General features: G+C 70.4%; 22 protein-coding genes. 10 read left to right on the top strand and 12 right to left on the bottom strand.

Going from position 1 to position 20,573, the window contains the following annotated elements; translation table 11 throughout:
• Positions 1–253: 253 nt before the first annotated feature.
• From acs to ABZ463_RS20405, 5 genes are all read left to right on the top strand, one after another.
• Positions 254–2,239, top strand: a complete 1,986-nt coding sequence (gene acs, locus ABZ463_RS20425; RefSeq protein WP_352011003.1) for an acetate--CoA ligase — start codon at positions 254–256, stop codon at positions 2,237–2,239.
• 274 nt (positions 2,240–2,513) lie between these two features.
• Positions 2,514–3,770, top strand: a complete 1,257-nt coding sequence (gene nhaA / locus ABZ463_RS20420) for a Na+/H+ antiporter NhaA (protein WP_362777933.1) — start codon at positions 2,514–2,516, stop codon at positions 3,768–3,770.
• Positions 3,767–4,255 carry a phage holin family protein gene (locus ABZ463_RS20415; protein ID WP_362777930.1) on the top strand — a complete coding sequence of 163 codons (489 nt, stop codon included), beginning with the start codon at positions 3,767–3,769 and terminating at the stop codon, positions 4,253–4,255. Before nhaA ends, ABZ463_RS20415 begins: the two co-directional genes overlap by 4 nt.
• Positions 4,252–5,175, top strand: a complete 924-nt coding sequence (locus ABZ463_RS20410) for an alpha/beta hydrolase (protein WP_362777928.1) — start codon at positions 4,252–4,254, stop codon at positions 5,173–5,175. The genes ABZ463_RS20415 and ABZ463_RS20410 overlap by 4 nt, the downstream gene beginning before the upstream one ends.
• A complete protein-coding gene (locus tag ABZ463_RS20405; protein ID WP_362777925.1) occupies positions 5,172–5,630 on the top strand; it encodes a DUF309 domain-containing protein in 459 nt (152 codons plus the stop codon). Before ABZ463_RS20410 ends, ABZ463_RS20405 begins: the two co-directional genes overlap by 4 nt.
• A gap of 331 nt (positions 5,631–5,961) precedes the next feature.
• On the opposite strand, the gene ABZ463_RS20400 is transcribed toward ABZ463_RS20405, so the two are convergent.
• On the bottom strand, positions 5,962–7,161 hold the full coding sequence (locus tag ABZ463_RS20400; protein ID WP_352011008.1) for a MarP family serine protease: 1,200 nt from the start codon (positions 7,159–7,161) through the stop codon (positions 5,962–5,964).
• 73 nt (positions 7,162–7,234) lie between these two features.
• Between ABZ463_RS20400 and ABZ463_RS20395 the strand changes: the two genes are divergently transcribed.
• Positions 7,235–7,825: a HEAT repeat domain-containing protein gene (locus ABZ463_RS20395; protein WP_362777922.1), complete on the top strand. Its 591-nt coding sequence runs from the start codon at positions 7,235–7,237 to the stop codon at positions 7,823–7,825.
• On the opposite strand, the gene ABZ463_RS20390 is transcribed toward ABZ463_RS20395, so the two are convergent.
• From ABZ463_RS20390 to ABZ463_RS20365, 6 genes are all read right to left on the bottom strand, one after another.
• Positions 7,775–8,416 carry a CoA pyrophosphatase gene (locus ABZ463_RS20390; protein ID WP_352011010.1) on the bottom strand — a complete coding sequence of 214 codons (642 nt, stop codon included), beginning with the start codon at positions 8,414–8,416 and terminating at the stop codon, positions 7,775–7,777. The two genes, ABZ463_RS20395 and ABZ463_RS20390, sit on opposite strands and share 51 nt — an antisense overlap.
• Before the next feature lie 73 nt (positions 8,417–8,489).
• Entirely contained in the window at positions 8,490–9,254 is a 765-nt protein-coding gene (gene nth / locus ABZ463_RS20385) for an endonuclease III (protein ID WP_352011011.1), read from the bottom strand.
• Between the two features lie 48 nt (positions 9,255–9,302).
• Positions 9,303–10,043 carry an rRNA methyltransferase gene (locus ABZ463_RS20380; RefSeq protein WP_352011012.1) on the bottom strand — a complete coding sequence of 247 codons (741 nt, stop codon included), beginning with the start codon at positions 10,041–10,043 and terminating at the stop codon, positions 9,303–9,305.
• 51 nt (positions 10,044–10,094) lie between these two features.
• Positions 10,095–10,997, bottom strand: coding sequence for a TrmH family RNA methyltransferase (locus tag ABZ463_RS20375; protein ID WP_362777918.1), 903 nt, complete (start codon positions 10,995–10,997; stop codon positions 10,095–10,097).
• 20 nt (positions 10,998–11,017) lie between these two features.
• The gene (locus ABZ463_RS20370; RefSeq protein WP_352011014.1) at positions 11,018–12,115 is read right to left on the bottom strand and encodes a P1 family peptidase; all 1,098 of its coding nucleotides are present in this window, start codon (positions 12,113–12,115) and stop codon (positions 11,018–11,020) included.
• Positions 12,112–12,738, bottom strand: coding sequence for a TetR family transcriptional regulator C-terminal domain-containing protein (locus tag ABZ463_RS20365; RefSeq protein ID WP_352011015.1), 627 nt, complete (start codon positions 12,736–12,738; stop codon positions 12,112–12,114). Before ABZ463_RS20365 ends, ABZ463_RS20370 begins: the two co-directional genes overlap by 4 nt.
• 136 nt (positions 12,739–12,874) lie before the next feature.
• Here ABZ463_RS20365 and ABZ463_RS20360 point away from each other — a divergent pair, with 136 nt between their 5' ends.
• Entirely contained in the window at positions 12,875–14,299 is a 1,425-nt protein-coding gene (locus tag ABZ463_RS20360) for an APC family permease (protein ID WP_352011016.1), read from the top strand.
• A 276-nt stretch (positions 14,300–14,575) separates the two neighbouring features.
• Positions 14,576–15,256 (top strand): Crp/Fnr family transcriptional regulator, encoded by a 681-nt coding sequence (locus ABZ463_RS20355; RefSeq protein WP_086567499.1) that lies wholly within the window; start codon positions 14,576–14,578, stop codon positions 15,254–15,256.
• 3 nt (positions 15,257–15,259) lie between these two features.
• Here the strand turns inward: ABZ463_RS20355 and ABZ463_RS20350 are convergent, their stop codons facing one another.
• The 4 genes from ABZ463_RS20350 to ABZ463_RS20335 are packed head-to-tail and all read right to left on the bottom strand — an operon-like array spanning position 15,260 to position 17,560.
• A complete protein-coding gene (locus ABZ463_RS20350) occupies positions 15,260–16,057 on the bottom strand; it encodes an MBL fold metallo-hydrolase (protein WP_352011017.1) in 798 nt (265 codons plus the stop codon).
• A complete protein-coding gene (locus ABZ463_RS20345) occupies positions 16,054–16,893 on the bottom strand; it encodes an NUDIX hydrolase (RefSeq protein ID WP_362777912.1) in 840 nt (279 codons plus the stop codon). The genes ABZ463_RS20350 and ABZ463_RS20345 overlap by 4 nt, the downstream gene beginning before the upstream one ends.
• A gap of 56 nt (positions 16,894–16,949) precedes the next feature.
• On the bottom strand, positions 16,950–17,408 hold the full coding sequence (locus ABZ463_RS20340; RefSeq protein WP_362777909.1) for a RidA family protein: 459 nt from the start codon (positions 17,406–17,408) through the stop codon (positions 16,950–16,952).
• Entirely contained in the window at positions 17,405–17,560 is a 156-nt protein-coding gene (locus tag ABZ463_RS20335) for a DUF4177 domain-containing protein (protein WP_221460272.1), read from the bottom strand. The genes ABZ463_RS20340 and ABZ463_RS20335 overlap by 4 nt, the downstream gene beginning before the upstream one ends.
• Positions 17,561–17,718: 158 nt before the next feature.
• Between ABZ463_RS20335 and ABZ463_RS20330 the strand changes: the two genes are divergently transcribed.
• Together ABZ463_RS20330 and ABZ463_RS20325 are read left to right on the top strand one after the other, a co-directional pair.
• The gene (locus tag ABZ463_RS20330; protein ID WP_362777905.1) at positions 17,719–18,723 is read left to right on the top strand and encodes an ArsA-related P-loop ATPase; all 1,005 of its coding nucleotides are present in this window, start codon (positions 17,719–17,721) and stop codon (positions 18,721–18,723) included.
• Positions 18,720–19,868, top strand: a complete 1,149-nt coding sequence (locus tag ABZ463_RS20325) for an ArsA family ATPase (RefSeq protein WP_352011021.1) — start codon at positions 18,720–18,722, stop codon at positions 19,866–19,868. Before ABZ463_RS20330 ends, ABZ463_RS20325 begins: the two co-directional genes overlap by 4 nt.
• Before the next feature lie 158 nt (positions 19,869–20,026).
• On the opposite strand, the gene ABZ463_RS20320 is transcribed toward ABZ463_RS20325, so the two are convergent.
• Complete coding sequence (locus ABZ463_RS20320; RefSeq protein WP_012887233.1) at positions 20,027–20,323, bottom strand: WhiB family transcriptional regulator; 297 nt, start codon at positions 20,321–20,323, stop codon at positions 20,027–20,029.
• Positions 20,324–20,573 lie beyond the last annotated feature (250 nt).

Here is a 20,573-nt window from a genome sequence, read left to right as displayed (position 1 = left end):
GGACCTCCGGGGGCGGGAGGCGCTCAGTACGGCCCCCCGCTAAAGGCTGCCGAATAGCGTCATCTACATTCTTACGATGACAAAAGAGCAACGTTTCCGCTGCGGTTGTTATCCGGTGTTAAGGCGCCTGTGAACCGTACGGACCGCTATCACCGATTGGTACAGACCAGTCTAGACCTCTTGTGGCGGGCACCTCTGGCCTGGTGAAGTGGAACACGAACAGTAGACGAGCAGTACGTATAAGGAGTGTGCAGTGGCCCCGGAGACCCCTGGTTCCGAGTCGCGTGAGACCCAGGAGACGCTGTCAAACCTGCTGAACGAGACCCGGCGGTTCGCCCCTCCTGCCGAGCTGGCCGCGTCCGCGAACGTGACCGCAGAGGCTTACGAGGAGGCCGCGCGTGACCGTCTGGCGTTCTGGGACAAGCAGGCCGACCGGCTGACCTGGTCCAAGCGCTGGGACAACACCCTTGAGTGGAACGCGCCCTTCGCCAAGTGGTTCGTCGGCGGGGAGCTGAACGTCGCCTACAACTGTGTGGACCGGCACGTCGAGGCGGGCAACGGCGACAAGATCGCCTACCACTGGGAGGGCGAGCCCGAGGGCGACAGCCGTACGATCACCTATGCCGACCTGCAGCGGGAGGTCGCCAAGACGGCCAACGCCCTGCAGGAGCTGGGGGTCGGCAAGGGTGACCGGGTGGCCGTCTACCTGCCGATGATCCCCGAGCTGCCGATCACGATGCTCGCCTGCGCCCGCATCGGCGCCATCCACTCCGTGGTGTTCGGCGGCTTCTCCGCCACCGCCCTCAGCGGCAGGATCAAGGACGCCGACGCCAAGGTCGTGGTCACCGCCGACGGCGGCTACCGCCGTGGCGCGCCCAGCGCCCTGAAGCCGACCGTCGACGAGGCCGTCAAGGAGTGCCCCGGCATCGAGCACGTCGTGGTCGTCCGCCGGACCGGCCAGGAGGTCGAGCAGACGGACAAGGACATCTGGTGGCACGACCTCGTCGAGCGCCAGTCCGAGACCCACGAGGCGCAGCCGCACGACGCCGAGCACCCGCTCTACATCCTCTACACCAGCGGCACCACCGGCAGGCCCAAGGGCATCCTGCACACCACGGGCGGCTACCTCACCCAGACGGCCTACACCCACTACTCCGTCTTCGACCTCAAGCCGGAGACCGACGTCTACTGGTGCACCGCCGACATCGGCTGGGTGACCGGCCACTCCTACATCGTGTACGGCCCGCTCGCCAACGGCGCCACCAGCGTCATCTACGAGGGCACCCCCGACACCCCGCACCGGGGCCGGTTCTGGGAGGTCGTGCAGAAGTACGGCGTCACGATCCTCTACACCGCGCCCACCGCGATCCGCACGTTCATGAAGTGGGGCGACGACATCCCCGCCAAGTTCGACATGTCGTCCCTGCGCGTCCTGGGCAGCGTCGGTGAGCCGATCAACCCCGAGGCCTACGTCTGGTACCGCGAGCACATCGGCGGCAACCGCACCCCGGTCGTGGACACCTGGTGGCAGACCGAGACCGGCGCGATCATGATCAGCCCGCTGCCCGGTGTGACCAGCGCCAAGCCGGGTGCGGCCATGCGCCCGCTGCCGGGCATCACCGCCGACGTGGTCGACGACCAGGGCAACAGCGTCGGCAACGGCGGAGGCGGCTACCTGGCCATCCGTGACCCGTGGCCCTCCATGCTCCGTACGATCTGGGGCGACGACCAGCGCTACATCGACACCTACTGGTCCCGCTTCGAGGGCATGTACTTCGCGGGCGACGGCGCCAAGAGGGACGCCGACGGCGACATCTGGCTCCTCGGCCGGGTCGACGACGTCATGCTCGTCTCCGGTCACAACATCTCGACCACCGAGGTCGAGTCGGCCCTGGTCTCGCACCCGAAGGTCGCCGAGGCCGCGGTCGTCGGCGCGACCGACCCGGTCACCGGCCAGGCGATCGTCTCGTTCGTGATCCTGCGCGGCAGCGTGGAGGAGAGCGCGGACATCGCGGCCGAACTGCGCAACCACGTGGCCAAGACGCTGGGCCCGATCGCCAAGCCGCGCCAGATCCTGGTCGTCCCCGAACTGCCGAAGACCCGTTCCGGCAAGATCATGCGGCGTCTGCTGCGTGACGTCGCGGAGAACCGCAGCATCGGTGACGTCACCACGCTGGCCGACAGCACGGTGATGAACCTCATCTCCGAGAAGCTGCCCAGCGCCAAGAGCGAGGACTGAGGACCATCTCGGGCGCCGTGGGCGGTCACCCCGCCACAGGCGCGGCGCGCGGATGAAGAGCGAGACAGATGATGGCTCCCGGTTCGCGCCCCTCGATGTCGCCGCCCACAAGGCGAGGGCGACCGAGGGCGCGACCGCCCATCATGAGTGATATGCGACACTGAGGTACTGCGAATCCCATTCGTCGGCCTTCTGTAGGCTGGCGATCAGGTGTGCCGGGAAGTCTGGTCGGCCAGGGAGGGAACCGGCCCTGCCTGTACTCCCCGGAGGTCGCATGCGTCGCGTTGCCGAAATCTGGCCGTTCAGGCCCACCATCCACCACTCCCGCACGCTCGCCGAGGCGCTGAGGACGGAGACGGTCGGCGGCGTCATCATGCTGGCCGCCACGGTCGTCGCGCTGATCTGGGCGAATGTGTCCACCGGCTCGTATGAGGCGCTGCGCGAGACGACGTTCGGCCCCGCCTCTCTCCACCTGGACCTCAACCTCCGCGAATGGGTCCAGAACGGCCTGCTCACGATCTTCTTCTTCGTGGCCGGCATCGAGGTCAAGGAGGAGTTCGTCCACGGCGAGCTGTCCAACCTCCGCAAGGCCGCGTTGCCCATCCTCGCGTCGATCGCCGGGATGGTCGTCCCCGTGCTGGTCTACCTGGCGGTGAGCTGGGGGGCTCCCGGGGCCGGACAGGGCTGGGCCGTACCCACCGCGACCGACATCGCCTTCGCGCTCGCGGTGCTCGCCGTGACGGCCAGCGCGATGCCCCCGGCGCTACGCGCCTTCCTGCTGACCTGCGCGGTGGTCGACGACCTCGGTGCCATCGCCGTGATCGCCGTCTTCTTCACCAACCACCTCAACCTCCTCGCCCTGGCCGCCGGAATCGCCGTCGTCGCCCTGTACGGCCTGCTCCAGGCCAAGCGGGTCCGCGGCCCGTGGATCTATCTCCCCCTCGCCCTGGCCGCCTGGTACCTCGTGGAGATCAGCGGTGTTCACGCGACCGTCGCCGGGGTAGCCCTCGGTCTGATGACCCGTGTGCGTAACGATCCCGGCGAGGAGAACTCCCCCGCCGAACTGGCCGCCCACCGCCTGCGCCCCCTGTCGGCCGGGTTCGTCGTGCCCGTGTTCGCGTTCATGTCCGCCGGGGTGACGCTCGCCCCGGAGGCGCTGGGCACGATGTTCACCGACCGCGTGGTGCTCGGCGTGATCGCGGGGCTGGTCGTCGGTAAGTTCCTCGGCGTCTTCGGCGGGGCGTGGCTGGCCGTACGGCTCGGCCTGGCGAGACTGTCCGAGGAGCTGCACTGGCGGGACATGGCGGCCGTCTCGACACTGGCCGGGATCGGCTTCACCGTGTCGCTGCTCATCGGCGGCCTGGCATACGGGGACGATCCGGGACGGGTGAACGCGGTGACCACAGGTGTGCTCGCGGCGAGCCTCATCTCGTCGGTCCTGGCGGCGATCCTGCTCCGGCTACGCGTGCGCAAGCGCGCCGGCGCACAGGATGATGATGGACACCGGCGCTCGATAGGAGATCCTTCATGACACACAACCCGGCCGCGGAACCACTGTCCGCAGAACCACAGGAGGAGTCGCTCGGCCTGCTCGTCGCCAACGCGACCGACCACATCTCCACCCTGGTCCGCGCCGAGATCGAACTGGCCAAGGCCGAGCTGAGGTTCGACGCCAAGCGGGTGGGCACGGCCGCCGGACTCTTCGGCGCCGCCGCGTTCATGGCCCACCTGTGCCTGATCCTGGCCTCCTTCGCCATCGCGTACGGCCTGGTCGCCCTGGGCGTGTGGGACTGGCTCGCCTTCACCATCGTCACGGTGTTCTACCTGGTCGTCGCGGCCCTGCTGGTCCTGTTCGGGGTGCGCAGGCTCAAGGGCCTGACCGGAATGCGCCGGACCATGCGCTCGCTCAAGAACCTCAAGGGAGGCGAGCCGGAGACCGGCCTCGCCTCCGCCCCCGCCCCGCAGGGCGCCGGGCAGGTCGGTTCCCACCGCGAACCGGTGAGTCCGGACCAGTGAACGAGCCGGACGAGTCCCTGGTCAGGATCGAGGGCCCGTGGACCCATCGCTCGGTCCACGCGGGGGGCACCCGCTTCCACGTGGTCGAGGCCGGTGAGGGCCCACTCGTCCTGCTGCTGCACGGTTTCCCGCAGTTCTGGTGGACCTGGCGCCACCAGCTCGTCTCACTGCCCGCCGCGGGCTACCGCGCCGTCGCCGTCGACCTGCGGGGGTACGGCGCCAGCGACAAGCCGCCGCGTGGCTACGACCTGCCGACCCTGGCCGGTGACGCGGCCGGGCTGATCAGGGCTCTCGGCGAGAGCGGCGCGACCGTCGTCGGTCACGACTGGGGCGGGCTGCTGGGCTGGACCATGGCCGTCCGGGACCCGAAGTCGGTCCTGCGGCTGGTCCCGGTCGCGGCGCCGCACCCGCTCAGGCTCCGCTCCGCCCTGCTGACCGGTTCCCTCCGCCAGATCAGGGCGAGCGCCTACGCGCTGGGCTTCCAGCTGCCCTTCCTGCCGGAGTGGCGGCTCACCGCGAAGGACGGCGCGATGGTCGGACGGATGCTCGACGAGTGGTCCGGGCCCGGCTGGCCGGAGACCGAGGTCGCACGGACCTACCGCGAGGCGTTCCGCATCCCGACCGTGGCGCACTGCGCGCTGGAGTACCACCGGTGGTTCGCCCGCTCCCAGCTCCGTCCCGACGGCCTGCGCTACGCCAGGATCATGCGCGGTGAGGTCCACGCGCCCACGCTCCAGGTCCACGGCGCGCTCGACCCGCACACCCTGCCGCGTACCGCCCAGGGATCGAGCCGCCACGTGACCGGGTCCTACCGGTGGCGGCTGATCGAGGGGGCCGGGCACTTCCCGCACGAGGAACGGCCAGAGGAGTTCGACGCCGAACTCCTGTCCTGGCTCGCGGACGCGGATCTCGACCGATGACGGACCATCCGATCCCCAGAGACCGCGACCCCGAGGGCAGGCCGCGCAACCGCCGCCCCAGGGACGCCTTCGGCCGTCCCCTGCCGCACGACGCGCAGGGTGTGGAGCGTGTCCCCGACGACTACGCGCCGGACGCCGCCGAGGCGCTCCACGAGGCACGCAGGCTGCTCGGCGAGGGCAGGCCCTTCCACGCGCACGAGGTGCTCGAAGGCCGTTGGAAGACCTCCCCTCAGGAGGAACGCGAGCTGTGGCAGGGCCTGGCGCAGATCTGCGTCGGGCTCACCCACCTCCAGCGAGGCAACCCCCGCGGCGCCGCCGCCCTGTTCACCCGCGGAGCCACCAGAATCTCCCCGTACGGCCCGCCATACGAAAAACTAGCCCAAGCAGCCCAATCCCTAGCAGAAACCCCAAAAACCCCAGAAGAGGCCATAAGCACCATCAAGCACCTTCTCTGATCCGACTTAGGAAACTCTCGGTGCCAGGAGTGAAGGGTTCGGGGTACCGGCGCTAAGTGTGAGGGGTTTCGGTTCGGGCGCGCCGACGCTTGGACTGAGGAGTGAGGGAGCGAAGCGGACGAACGACGAGGGAAAGCGTTGGCCTGAGGCGCCCGAACCCGCGACGCCGCCAGGCGGAGCAAAGAGACACGGCTTGGGCGCGTCGGTGTCTGGACTGAGGAACGCAGGAGCGAAGCGACGCAGAGACGAGGGAAGACACCGACCCGAAGCGCCCAAGCCCGCGACGCCGCCAGGCGGCGCAAAGAGACCCAGCCAGGCGGAGCAAAGAGACTCAGCCGTTACGGTCGCACTCCTGGGTGCTTACCTGGTTGAACAGCTTGGAGCCGTCCTCGGCGTCCGGGGAGACCTCGGCCGCCGTCAGTGCGAAGCCGGTCTCCTGCTGGTCGAGGGCCGCCGCGAAGACGACCCCGTACACCCGGCCGTCGGGGGTGAGCAGCGGGCCGCCCGAGTTGCCCTGGATGACCGAGCCGCGGATGGAGTAGATGTCGCGGACGACGGTCTTGCGCTCGTAGATGTCGGGGCCCTTCGCACGCTGTTTCACCCGGATGCGGGCCTCGGCGAGGGTGAAGCCCTGGCCGTGGGGGAAGCCCGCGATGATGGCGTCGTCGCCCATCGTCGCGGTGCCGTCGAAGCGCAGCACCGGCATGTTGAGGCCGGGGACGTACAGGACGGCGATGTCCCGGTCGGGGTTGTAGAGCACGACCCTGGCCGGATGGTTGTTGTTGAGGTAGTCGGTGACCTCCAGCTCCTGGTCGACCCCGGCGACCACGTGGGCGTTGGTCATCACCCTGTTCTGCGAGAAGACGAACCCGGTGCCCTCGATGTGCCTGCGGCAGCTGGTGGCCACGCCCTGGACCTTGACGATGCCCCGGCGGGCCCGCTTGAGCTGGACTCCCTTGGCCACGCTCTGGTCCGGGGGCGGGACCTCGACGAGCTGGTTGCCGCCGATGGCGCCGAACACCTTCGGGAAGCCCGAGGTGTCGATGAAGCGCTTGAACGGCTTCTGGAAGTCCTTGGCCGCGGGAGGCAACGCCTGGTCGACCGTACTGATCAGCAGAGAGCCGTTGATCTGCTCGCTGAGCAGCGTGAACGGCGAGGAGGCGATCAGTGAGCCGATCAGCCAGGCGATGACCAGCACGGAGAAGGCGCTGGCGAAGGTGCCGCCGACCGCGTCGACCACCTTGGCCGGTTCCCAGGTGACGTGGCTGCGGACCACCGCGCCAATCGTGGAGGAGGCGAACTGCCCGATCGTCGCGGCGAGGAAGACGATGACGATGGCGAGCAGCGCCCGCTCGGTGTCGCCGTCGACTATGGCCCCGGCGATGGGAGGGGCGATGAACATGCCCAGCAGGGCACCGCCGACGAATCCGATGAAGCTGAGGGACCCGATGATGAACCCCTGACGGTACCCCGACACCGCGAAGGCCACCATAAGGGCGATCAGGATAAGGTCGAGGAGATCACCACGCACCCCTTAACGGTATCCAGCCCTTGGCCCGCGCGTGCACCCCTTGCCGGAGGTCCCGGCCGTTATCGTGGGCCGTATGGCAACGATCGGGGGGTCGCCGGCTGTGGAAACGCTCATCGAGACCGCGCTGCGGGACAGGGACCAGGACGGCACGATCCGCTGGAAAGCCATCGCCATGCTGCACGAACGGGGCGATCTGGAGACCTTCACCGCGGCCAGACGACTGTGCGCGGGCAACACGGCCACCGAGCGGATGCTCGGGGTGGACATCCTCGGCAGATTGCCGTTCGTCGACCGAAGTCTGCCGGTTCTGCGCTTCCTGGCCGCCGCCGAGGACGACTGCATGGTGCTCTACTCGGTGCTGATCGCCTTCGGTCACCTACGGGACGGCCGCGCGCTGCCCTCGGTGGTCACGCTGAGCGAGCACGAGGACTCCAGGGTCAGGTACGGCGTCGCCCACGCACTCCCGAAGATCATCGGTGCTCCGCCGGACCCGGCGGGCCTGGCCGTACTCGAACGGTTGACCGGGGACCCCTGCGAGGACGTGGCCGAGTGGGCGCGTCTCGGGCTGGCCCTGTCCACCGGGCGTGAGATCGAGGGGGGCGGCTGGGAGGGGTCAGCGGGCGGCGAGGTTGACGACGTCGGGAGGCATGTCCTCGACCCGTGACCTGTCCCAGGGGCGTTCGAAGGCGGAGCCGGCGAGCACCCCGTCGAGCACCCCGGCGGTGAAGCCCCACACCAGCAGCCCGCGGACCCGGAAGGCCGGGCCGGCGAAGCCGCTCGGGTGACGCAGGGTGACGCGGTTGGCCGGGTCGGTCAGTTCGGACAGCGGGACCCGTTCCACCGACTCGACCTCGTTCGGCGAGGCCGCGTGCACCACGGAGGGGGTGTGCCACCAGCCGACGACGGGGGTGACCCGGTTGTCGCTGCGCCAGATGTACAGCTCGGGCATGGTGCCGACGACGTGGACGCCCGCCGGGTCGAGCCCGGTCTCCTCGCGGGCCTCACGCAGCGCCGCGGCGACCGGACCGCCGTCGTCCGGGTCGATCCCGCCGCCGGGGAAGGCGGGCTGTCCCGCGTGTCTGCGCCCGCGTGAGCTGCGCTGGATCAGGAGCACGTCGGGGCCGAGCGGTCCCTCGCCGAACAGCATGAGCACCGCGGCGTGACGGCCGCCGGTCTCCGGCGGGCGCATGGCCAGGGGAACCGGTTTCCTCGCGACCCGTTCGGCGAGCGTCTCCAACCAGCCGGGCACTTCCACGGGCACACCTCCGGTCTGTTCCGGTCTCTGCAACACGCCGTACGGCCTCGTGCTTCCCGACGATCCGGTCATGTCAGGGAAGAGGGCCGGAACGGACCAGTTTCGCGGCCTCGACGGGGTCGGTCGGGCCGGTGCCGTACGAGGGGCAGAGGGCGACCAGGGGGCAGGCGCCGCAGGCGGGTTTGCGGGCGTGGCAGACGCGGCGGCCGTGCCAGATCAGGCGATGGGAGGCCATCGTCCACTCCCGCTTCGGGATGAGCTCGCCGACGATGTGCTCGATCTTGACGGGGTCGGTCTCCTCGGTCCATCCGAAGCGCCGCACGAGCCGCTGGAAGTGGGTGTCCACGGTCAGGCCCGTCACCCCGAACGGTTCTCCCGTCTTGGGGTCACGCGCGTTCCCGAGGACCACGTTGGCCGTTTTGCGGCCCACACCGGGCAGGGTGACCATCTGTTCGAGGGTCCTGGGCACCTCGCCGCCGAATTCGTCGCGCAGCGCGATCGACAGTCCGATGATCGACTTCGTCTTGGCCCGGAAGAACCCGGTGGACTTGATGATCTCCTCGACGTCCTCCGGGTCGGCCGCCGCGAGGTCCTCGGGGGTCGGATACTTCGCGAAGAGTGTGGGCGTCACCATGTTCACGCGGACGTCGGTCGTCTGCGCCGACATGACCGTGGCGATCAGGAGCTCGAACGGGCTGTTGAAGTCGAGCTCACAGTGGGCGTCGGGGTAGGTCTCCATGAGCACCCGGTCCATCCGCCGGGCCCTGCGCACCAGGCCGAGCCGGGTCTCGTTCTTGAATCGTCTCGTCCTCTGCCCAGGGGTCAACTGCGTCGCCATGGCCTCAAGCGTAGGTGGTGTCCGGCCCTGCGGCCTCGGAGATTCCCGTTAACCGGCGGAGAGGTCGGCCGCCTTCAGGAGCACGGTTGAGCGGTTGCCGACACGGAAGGAGACCCGTGGGCGCGCGACGTCCCCGACCGGGACCCGGCGCCCCTTGGCCGTGACCGCGATGACCGATCCGCCGCCGAGGACGGAGGCCAGGGAGCCCAGCATCTCCGGCACCCCGGTGCCGCCGATCCAGCTGGTCTGCTCCTCGTAGGGGACGTCGGTGATCACGATGTCGGGCGCGGCCGTGGAGACGACGGCAGCGAGCTCGGCCGGCCGGAACACGTCCGCCCGGCTGACCGTGGTGGGCAGCGCCCCGCCCTCCCTGGTGAGCCGTCCGCCCAGGCGGCGCGCGCTCGCCGCCGCGTCCAGGTAGCCGGGCTTGCCGAAGCGTCCGGCTCGCTCCTCAAGCACCCTCGCCCGGCGTTCCATGGCCTCAGGATCGACCAGGGCCAGGTTCTCCCGGGCGAGCACCAGCGCGTTCTCCGCGACGTCCGAGGCGACCAGCGAGGAGACCTCACGCCGGTGCAGCAGCCCGAGAACGGTGAGCAGATAGCCGCTCCCGCAGCAGGGGTCCCAGATCACCGCCGGGGCGTCACCGCCGCGCAGCTCCAGGGCGCGCAGGAAGATCTCCGAGACCAACCTGACGGGAAAGGCCGGGAATCCCGGGGCCGAGCGCAGGACGGTGCCGCTCGCGAGATCCGTGTAGTCGTCCTTGGCGACCACATGACGGTAGCCCGTCACTCCCGCCCCCTTCTCCGACGCCTTTCCACTGAGAGCCCAGGCGGTCCCACGTCAGTCCCTGGCCGTGGGGAACCCGCGCTGCCGGGCGGCCTCGTAGAGCATCAGGGTCCCCGCGGAGGCCGCGTTGAGTGAGCTGGCGGCACCCCCGATCGGAATCCTGACGATCTCGTCGCAGGCCTCGCGCCAGCGGGCGCTCATCCCGACGGTCTCGTTGCCCACCACCAGCAGGACCGGGCCCGTCAGGTCACAGTCCTGTACGGAGGTCCCGCCGGTCTCGTCGGTCCCGACGATCTTGACCGGGGTGCCCCGCCCGCGCAGGGACTCCACCCATTCGAGCACCTCGTTGACGCCGGGAGCCCTGACCACCGGCAGCCTGAAGATCGATCCCGTGCTGGCGCGCACGGTCTTCGGGTCGTAGACGTCCGCGGCGTGGCCGGTGATGATCATCCCCGAGGCGCCGAACGCGTCCGCTGAACGGGTCAGCGTCCCGATGTTGCCCGGGCTCGTCGGACGGTCGAAGGCAACTCCCAGCAGGTCGTGCCCCTGGGGCAGGCGCCCCAGGTCGTCCGGCCGCAGCGCGCCGACGGCCACGAGCTCCGGCGCCGCCGACTCTCGTTCTCCGAGTTCGAGCAGCAGTTCCGGGGCCACCGGCACCGAACGGACCCCGCTGTCACGGATGAGGCCCTCCGCCCACGCCGACAGGTGCTGACCGTGTGGGTAGAGCAGACAGCGCAGCGGCCAGCCGTGCTCGACCGCGAGCGAGATCGGGCGGACCCCGTGGATGAGGAACTCGCCGAGCTTCTGCCGCTTGTTCCGGTTGGTCAGCAACGCCTGCCACGTCTGGAACCGGTCGCCGCGGCTGTGCACCCCCACGGCGCCGCTCGCCGGACGCGTGCCCCGGCCCGCGCGGGCACCGTGGTTGCGCGATCCGTCACGTTGTCTGTCACCCGGCATGGGCAGGAGCCTACCGGCCCTCACTCCACGCGGTTCGCGGACGACACCTGGGTGCCGAGCAGGTCGAGAAGCTGGGCGACGGGGATGGCGGGTGAGCGGCGACCCTCACGGCCGATCATGGTCTCGGCGCCCAGGAGGGCGTTGAGCACGGCCTCCTCGACGGCCTCGACGACGGCCTCGTAGAAGACGTCGAGCCGGCTCCACGGGATGAACCGCATGCTCTCGTAGACCGGTTCCTCCCCGGGGAAGCCCGAGGTCAGCGCGCCGGGGTTGCCGGTCGAGAAGGCCAGGAAGATGTCTCCGGAGAAGTGCGAGCCGGTGGTCCCGGTACGGGCGAGGCCCAGCGGGACCCTGCGGGCCAGCGCGGTGCACTGCAGCGGCAGCAGCGGCGCGTCCGTGGCGACGACGACGATGACGGAGCCCGCCCCCGCCGGGGAGTCGTGCCCGTCCATGGGGTCGTCGTCCGTGAGCGACCTGCCGACGGGCACGCCGCAGACGGTCAGCTCCTTGCGGGCGCCGAAGTTGGCCTGGAGGAACGCCCCGACCGTGTAGGTGTCGGCCCCGTAGTCGACCAGCCGGGAGGAGGTGCCGTTGCCGCCCTTGAAGCCGTAGCAGTTCATCCCGGTGCCGCCGCCGACCGAGCCCTCGGCGACCGGTCCCGGGCGGGCCGCGTCGATGGCGGCCACGGCGTGCTCGGGCCGTACGTGGGGGCCGTTGATGTCGTTGAGGTAGCCGTCCCAGGTCTCGGCGACCACGGGCAGCAGCCACTCGGCGGCGACCTCGGGCTTCTCACGGGCCACCCAGTCGATGACCCCGCGGTGGCAGGTGCCGACGGCGTGGGTGTTGGTGATGAGCACGGGCAGCCGAAGGGAGCCGGTCTCGCTGAGCCAGGAGGTGCCCGTCATCTCGCCGTTGCCGTTGAGCGAGAACCACCCCGCCGCGCACGGCACCTCGAAGTCCGCGCGCCCGCGTGGCAGCAGCGCGGTCACGCCGGTGCGGACCGACTCCCCCTCGATCAGCGTGGTGTGGCCGACCTCGACCCCGGGAACGTCGGTGATCGCGTTGTCCGGCCCCGTACGGCCCGGCAGCGGCAGGCCGAGTTCGCGCGCCCGTGTCATCGTTCTTCAGGTCCTTCCAGGTTCTCCAGGTCGCAGCCGGTGACGTCGGCGGCGTAGGTCAGCAGCAGGCGCTCGGCCTGCCCGGCGTCGAGGGTGGGTACGGCCTGCGTGACGTGCAGGCCGAGGCCGTCCTCAAGCATGACGAGGTTGCGGGCGAGGGTGACGGCGTCACGGGTCAGCGTGAAGACCCCCGTCGCGGCCCCGGCCTCCAGGATGGAGGCGTACAGGGTGACCTGCCGTTCGCACAGGCGGATGTGCTGGGCGGAGTAGGCGGGGTCCCTGCGGGCGTAGGTGCCCAGCTCGTACAGCAGGACGCACAGTTCGTCGTCGCTGCCGGCCGGCAGGCCCGCGCGGATCATGCCGAGCAGCCTGCGTCTGGGGTCGGGTTCCTCGGAGGCCGCCCGTTCCCGCTCGACGCAGAAACGCTCGACCGCCTCGTGCTGCACCTCCTTCAGCAGGTCGGTCAGCGCCGGGAAGTAGTACAGGACCGATCCCGCCGACATGTCCGCCTGCTCGGCGACGTCCCGCAGACGCAGGTCGACGACGCCGTGCCGCAGCACCGCCCGGCGGGCGGCGGCGACGAGCTCGGCGCGCTTCTCGTGTGCTCGGCTGGGTCGTGCCATGCCGGTGATTCTCTAGACATCGGTCAAAGAACGCAACCGGGGAAGGTGACACGGAGCTTTTACACGGAGGTGTATTGACGTACATCTCACAGAGTTCTTTGATGCATGTTCAAAGAACCACGCCTGAGGAGGCGCCGTGACCCCCCACGACACGAGCCCGTCCACCCCCACACCGCCACCCGCCCCGACCGGCTCCCACCCCCACCTGCACCGGGGCCTGAAACTGCTGGGCACCCTGTTCATCACCCTGTCGGCGATCTCGCCGGCGTCCTCGGTGTTCATCATCGCCCCGGGTGTCATCGGCCAGGCGGGCTCGGGAGCCTTCACGGCCTTCCTGGTCGCGGGTGTCGTGGGGATCTTCATGGCCTTCGTCTACGCCGAACTCGGCTCGGCCTACCCGCTCAGCGGCGGCGAGTACGCGATCGTGGCCCGTACCTTCGGGCGGCTGCCCGGTTTCGTGGTGCTCGGCCTGTTCATGGTCACCCAGTTGCTGATCATCGCGGTGATCGCGCTCGGCGTCGGCACCTACCTGGCGGTCATCTTCCCCGGCCTGCACGCCCCGACCGTCGCGGCCGTGACCACGGTCGTCGCCACCGTGCTCGCCGTGTTCGACATCAAGCTCAACGCCTGGGTGACCGGTGTCTTCCTGGCCATCGAGATGCTCGCCCTGGTCGTGGTGAGCGCGCTGGGCTTCCTCAACCCCGAGCGCTCCCTGGCCGACCTGGTGCTGCACCCGGTGGCCGCGGGCCAGGACGGCACGGTCGTCGCGGCCTCGGCCGGGGTGATCGGCGCCGCCACCGCCGTGGCCCTGTTCGCCTACAACGGCTACGGCGCCGCCGTCTATCTGGGCGAGGAGACCCAGGACGCCCACCGGGGCATCGCCAAAACCGTCCTGTGGGCCCTGGGCATCACCGTCGCCGCCGAGCTGATCCCGGTGACCGCGGTGCTCATGGGCGCGCCCTCGCTCCCCGGTCTCTTCGGCGCGGACAACATGATGGAGTACTTCATCACCGCACGCGCCGGGACGACGCTGAACAACGTCCTCAGCCTCGCCGTCGCCCTGGCCATCTTCAACGCGGTCCTGGCGATCATCCTCGTCACCGCCCGCATGATCTTCAGCACCGGCCGCGACACCACCTGGCCGTCCCCGGTCAGCAGGGCGCTGGCCTCGATCCACCCCCGCTTCGGCAGCCCGTGGATCGCCACCATCGGGGCCGGGCTCATCGGCGCCGGGTTCTGCTACGCCGACGAACGGTTCCTGCTGGTCGTGACCGCGACCACGATCATCGCGATCTACGCGGCGCTGTGCGTCGCGACCCTCACCGGGCGCCGCAACGGCTCGACCTCGCACGCCGCCTACCGGATGCCGTGGTTCCCGGTGGCGCCGGTGCTCGCCCTGCTGGCCATCGGGTACGTCGCCTACCGCAACCTCCTCGACCCCGAGGTCGGGCGGCCGAGCCTCCTCATCACCGTCGGCATCGGGATCGTCTTCGCCGCCTACTACCTGCTGGTCCTGCGCAGACGCGGCGCGTGGGAGCTGCGCGGCGCGGCCGACGACTGACAACGCCTCTGCTGGGGACCCCGTGCCCGCGGGTGCGGGGTCTGAGAGACGGTCGGGGACGCGGGAGGAGGGACCGACGTCGGGTTCGCCCATCTATATGGGTAGATTTCCGGATGAGCGTGATCCAGCCGTCGAACACGGCGGACCACCGCGAGCCGGGTCCAACCCAGCGGAACCACCGCCGTGGAGTCCCGGCGGCCTTCACGCCGGGCCCCTTGAGAACGACTCGGTGTGATAGGTCACAATAACTGCGTGAGCCGTGAAACAGGAGGCACTGTGAACACCGACGACGTGCTGGCCAAGGCGCCTCTGTTCTCGGCGCTCGACCGTGAGGGCGCCGCCGCGCTGCGTACGAGTGTCTCGGAGGTCGAGCTGTCCAAGGGACAGACCCTCTTCAGCGAGAACGAGACCGGAGACCGCCTCTACGTGGTCCTCGAAGGCAAGATCAAGCTGTCCAGGACCGCCCCCGACGGGCGGGAGAACCTGCTCAGCGTGCTCGGCCCCGGTGAGATGTTCGGCGAGCTCTCGCTGTTCGACCCCCGTCCCCGTACGGCCTCGGCGACGGCGCTGACCGACGTCCGCCTCGCCGGTCTGGGCCACGACGACCTGCGCCCGTGGCTGACCGGCCGTCCCGAGGTCGCCCTGCACCTGCTGCGCGCCCTGGCCCAGCGGCTGCGCCGTACCAACGACGTGCTGGCCGACCTGGTCTTCACCGACGTCCCCGGCCGGGTCGCCAAGGCCCTGCTCGACCTGGCCGAGCGCTTCGGGCAGCGGATCGACGACGGTGTCCGGGTCCACCACGACCTCACCCAGGAGGAGCTGGCCCAGCTGGTCGGCGCCTCCCGCGAGACCGTGAACAAGGCACTGGCCGACTTCGCCCAGCGCGGCTGGCTGCGCATCGAGGCCAAGGCCGTGGTCATCATGGACCTGGAGCGCCTGCACAACCGCTCGCGCTGACCCTCACTCGCCGAGGCCGTCCAGATAGGAGAGCTGGGCGCGGACCGACATCTCCGCGGCCGGCCACAGCGACCTGTCGACCTCCGCGTAGACGACCTCGACGATCTCCCTCGCCGTCGTCGCCCCCTGCCGCCTGGCCCGCCTGATCTGGTCGAGCCGCCGCCTGCGGTGCGCGACGTAGCCGTCGAGCGCGCCGACCGGGTCGGGCAGCACCGGGCCGTGTCCCGGCAGCAGCGCCCGCGCCCCGACCTTCTCGACCGTCGCCCGCAGACGGTCGAGGGAGCGCAGATAGTCTCCGAGGTCCCCGTCCGGGGCGATCACGGTCGTCCCCCTGCCCAGCACGGTGTCCCCGGTGAGCACGGCCCCGTCCTGCGGCAACCAGAAGCACAGCGAGTCGAACGAGTGGCCCGGAGTGCCGACGACGTGCAGTTCGAGGTCGCCGACCGTGATCACGTCTCCGTCGCCGAGCCCCTCCGTGCCGAGACGGTGCCGGGGGTCGAGGGCCCTGACCGGGGCTCCGACCAGCTCGGCGAACCTCCTGGCACCGCCGCTGTGGTCGTCGTGACCGTGGGTCAGCAGGACCGCCCGCACCCGGCGCTCCCCGAGGTGGGCGGCGACCCGCCGCAGATGGGCCTCGTCCTCGGGGCCGGGATCGACGACGAGTGCCTCCTCCCCGACGCCGACCACCCAGGTGTTGGTGCCCTCCAGGGTCATCGCGGAGGGGTTGGGGGCCAGGATCGCGAACGCGTTGGCGGTTCCCGACCCGTCGGGGCCGTCCAGGGGGATCCGCAGCCCGCTCATCCCACACCGGGTCCGTAGTCGTCGTCGAGCACGATCCGCATCTCCCCGTCGACCTCGGCGATACCGGGCATGTAGCTCACGATCTCACGTTCGGCCGCCAGGACGCCGGCCACGGCCGGGTGCGCGGAGACCTCCCGCAGCGTGCGGTAGGTCGGGGGCATCAGCCTGATCAGCCCCCGCCGCGCCTGGTCCAGCGCGTCGGCCGGCCGTACCCAGATGACCTTGTCGGCCTCGCCGCCGACGTCGCGGGTGCGCTGGCCCGGCGGGAGCGCGGCGACGAAGAAGCGGGTGTCGAAGCGCCTCGGCTCGGCCACGGGGGTGATCCAGTGCCCCCAGGGGCGCAGCAGGTCGGCGCGCAGCACCAGGGACCGCTTGGCCAGGAAGTCGGTGAAGGACAGACTCCTGTCGATCAGGGCGAGCCGGTCGGCCTCCCAGTCGTCCCCGGTGGTGTCGGCCACCACCTCCCGCGCCGAGGGACCGGCGAGCAGCACGCCCGACTCCTCGAACGTCTCCCTGACCGCCGCGCACACCAGGCCGCGCGCGGTGCCCTCCGACGTGCGGAAGGCCCGCGCCCACTCGGCGGGCGGCGGACCGGCCCAGGCGAGCGCCTGGTCGGCGTCCCGGGGATCGACGGAACCGCCGGGGAAGACGCAGGCGCCCGCGGCGAAGGCCATGCTCGCCGTACGTCTCAGCAGGTAGACCTCGACCCCCTGGCGTGGGTCCTCACGCAGGAGGACCACGGTCGCGGCGTCCCGGGCCGGGACGGGCTCGGCCCGCCCGGCCAGGATGTCCCGTGCCCGCTCGCCCAGCTCACCGCGGAGCGGAATCCCGCCCATCAGATCCCTCCGGTTTCGGCCCTGTCATCCGGTACGGCTTCCGCCCCGTCACCCGGTCAGACGACCTCGGCGACCAGTTCGACCTCGACCGGGGCGTCCAGCGGCAGTACGGCGACGCCGACCGCGCTGCGGGCGTGCTTGCCCGCGTCCCCGAGGATCTCGGCGAGCAGCTCACTGGCGCCGTTGACCACCTGCGGCTGGCCGGAGAAGGCCGGGTCGCTGGCCACGAAGCCGACGACCTTGACGATCCTGACGATGTTCGACAGGTCGCCGACCACCGACCCGACAGCGGCCAGGGCGTTGAGCGCGCAGGTCCTGGCGAGCTGGTAGGCGTCCTCCGGGCTCACCTCGGCGCCGACCTTGCCGGTCGCCAGAAGCTTGCCGTCCACCACCGGGAGCTGGCCCGAGGTGTAGACGTGGTTTCCCGAGCGGACCGCGGGGACGTAGGCCGCCAGCGGCGCGACGACCTTGGGCAGCGTCAGGCCGAGCTCGCTCAGCCGCTCCTCCGGCGTCACTGCTTCGGCCGCTTCAGGTAGGCGACAAGCTGCTCGGGGTTGGGCCCCGGCACGACCTGGACGAGCTCCCAGCCGTCCTGGCCCCAGTTGTCGAGGATCTGCTTGGTCGCGTGCACCAGCAGCGGCACCGTCGAGTACTCCCATTGCGTCATGGGGGACACATTAGCGACAGCCGCCCCGGTGGACGGCCGTCCACCGGCTCCCACCACGTCCGTGTCCCTTTTCGGATGGATCGCCAGTGAGAATCGGCATATTCGTGGGTGGACGGTCCGGGCGAATCGGCAGGGGGCCGTTGGGTAGCCTTCGAAGCGTGAGAGCTCGTGACACCGACTGGGACGGCGTACGCCTCCATGTCGTCACCGGTAAGGGCGGGACCGGCAAGACCACCGTCGCCGCCGCCCTCGCCCTCGCGCTCGCCTCGGGCGGGCGCAGGGTCCTGCTGGTCGAGGTCGAGGGCCGTCAGGGAATCGCACAGGTCTTCGACCTGCCGCCGCTGCCGTACGAGGAGCGGAAGATCGCCGTCGCGCCGGGAGGCGGTGACGTGCACGCGCTGGCCATCGACCCCGAGGAGGCCATGCTCGACTACCTGGAGATGTTCTACGGGATGCGCAGGGCGGGCAAGGCTCTCACCAAGATGGGCGTCGTCGACTTCGCGACCACCATCGCCCCCGGTTTCCGCGACGTCCTGGTCACCGGCAAGACCACCGAGGCCGTACGGCGCAAGGGCAAGGACGGCAGGCGGATCTACGACGCCGTCGTGCTCGACGCCCCGCCGACGGGGCGGGTCGCCCGCTTCCTCAACGTCACCAGCGAGGTCGCCGGGCTCGCGAGGGTCGGTCCGATCAAGAACCACGCCGACCTGGTCAACGGCGTCGTCTCCTCGCCGGAGACCGCGGTGCACTTCGTCACACTTCTTGAGGAGATGCCGGTCCAGGAGACCCTGGACGGGCTCGACGAGCTGCGGGAGGCGGGCCTGCCGCCCGGAGGGATCTTCACGAACATGGTCAGGGAGTCGCTGCTGCCCGCCTCGGTCCTCGACGCCGCGGCCAAGGGCCGCTTCGACCCGGCCGAACTGGCGCTCGGGCTGAAGGCCGCCGGGCTCGCCGAGGGCGGCGCGGACGCCGCCGCGGTGGCCGACGCCCTGGCCGAGGAGATCGCCGAGCACGCCCACCGCACCAGGCTCGAACGCCGTGAACGGCGCTCGCTGGACACCTCGGGCAGGCCCCGCTACGAGCTGCCGCTGCTGTCCGACGGGGTCGACCTGGCGGGACTCTACGAACTGGCCGAGTCGATCCACGCGCAGGGAGCGGCATGAACGAGCGGTCCGGCAGGCTCAGGGCGGTCCCGGTCCTCGACCTCGACGCGATCATCGACGACCCGGGCACCAGGATCGTGGTCTGCTGCGGCTCCGGCGGCGTCGGCAAGACCACGACGGCCGCGGCGCTCGGGCTGCGCGCCGCCGAACGCGGCCGATCCGCCGTCGTGCTCACCGTCGACCCCGCCAGGCGGCTGGCCCAGTCCATGGGCCTGACCGAGCTCGACAACACCCCGCGGCCCGTCGCCGGGGTGAAGGGCGAGGGCAGGCTGCACGCCATGATGCTCGACATGAAGCGCACCTTCGACGAGATCATCGAGGCGCACGCCGACCCGGAACGGGCCCGGCAGATCCTGACGAACCCCTTCTACCAGTCTCTCTCGTCGAGTTTCTCCGGCACCCAGGAGTACATGGCGATGGAGAAGCTCGGGCAGCTCCGCCGCTCCGGCGACTGGGACCTGATCATCGTCGACACCCCGCCGTCGCGCTCGGCGCTCGACTTCCTCGACGCCCCGGAACGGCTCGGCCGTTTCCTCGACGGCAGGCTCATCAGGCTGCTCATGGCTCCCGCGAAGGCGGGCGGGCGCAGCGCGTTCAAGCTGCTCAACGCCGGGTTCGGCATCGTGGCGGGCGCCCTGACCAAGCTGCTTGGCGCGCAGGTGCTCAAGGACCTGCAGACGTTCGTCTCGGCCCTCGACGCCGTCTTCGGCGGCTTCAGGGCCAGGGCCGAGCAGACCTACAAGCTCCTGCAGGCCCCGGGGACGGCCTTCGTCGTGGTGGCCGCGCCGGAGCGCGACGCCATGCGGGAGGCCTCCTACTTCGTGGAACGGCTGGCCGAGGAGCGCATGCCGCTGGCCGGGCTGGTGGTGAACCGGGTGCACCGGGCGCCCGCCGCCGTGCTGTCGGCCGCGCGCAGCACCGCCGCGGCCGAGGATCTGGAGACGCGGGGCGAACACGACCTCACCGCCGCCGTCCTGCGCCTGCACGCGGGCCGGATGCAACTGGCCGCGCGTGAGGACCGTGAACAGGAGCACTTCCTGTCGGCGCATCCCACGGTGCCCGTGGCCCGGGTCCCGGCGATGTCGCAGGACGTGCACGACCTGGCGGGCCTGCGCAGGGTCGGTGAACTGCTGACGGCCCAGTAGCGAGGGTTCTCAGGCTCTCGGAGGCCTCTTTCGGGCCTCCGAGAGCCTGACACCCCGCGGTCTTCGGGAACCTGGCATCCCGTCTCCGGGAACCGACGTCCCGCGGACGCGCGGGTACGGCCGGCGCGGTGCGCCAGCCGTACGGGATCTGCGCGAACTCAGCCGGCGATCAGCTCGTTCGTCCGCTCGTACTCCTCCTTGGCCAACTCCAGCAGGTCACGCCAGGAGTCGACGTCCGGTCGCCGGCGTAGCAACGCCCGGCGTTCGCGCTCGGTCATCCCGCCCCACACCCCGAACTCGATGCGATTGTCCAGCGCATCGGCGAGGCACTCGGTCCGGACCGGGCATCCCCGGCAGATCAGCTTCGCCCGGTTCTGGGCAGCGCCCTGAACGAAAAGCGCGTCAGGATCCGCACCCTTACAGGCCGCACGGGAGGTCCAATCCGTGATCCACATTCGACCCCACTCCCCTTAGGTGGTCAGTCGTGACTTGGGGCCGACGGGCGCGGGCGTCGAGCCTCCGTATTCAGTTGCCGCAGAAGGAGAACGTACGCAATCAGACGTTCAGGCCGACAGACCCCGGCGGGACCAATTTCCCGCATGGTCATCGGCGGCCATCTGGCCGGTAATGACTAGTCACCTGCGTCCGATACGGGAGTGAGGCACAGCGAAGTGGTGTTCCGTTACCGTTTGGGCTATCCGTCCG

The sequence above is a fragment of the Streptosporangium sp. NPDC020145 genome (assembly GCF_040631275.1).
In the GTDB taxonomy this organism is placed as follows: domain Bacteria; phylum Actinomycetota; class Actinomycetes; order Streptosporangiales; family Streptosporangiaceae; genus Streptosporangium.
Note: the sequence above shows the minus strand (reverse complement) of the source record. Positions and strands in the feature narration are given on the sequence as shown.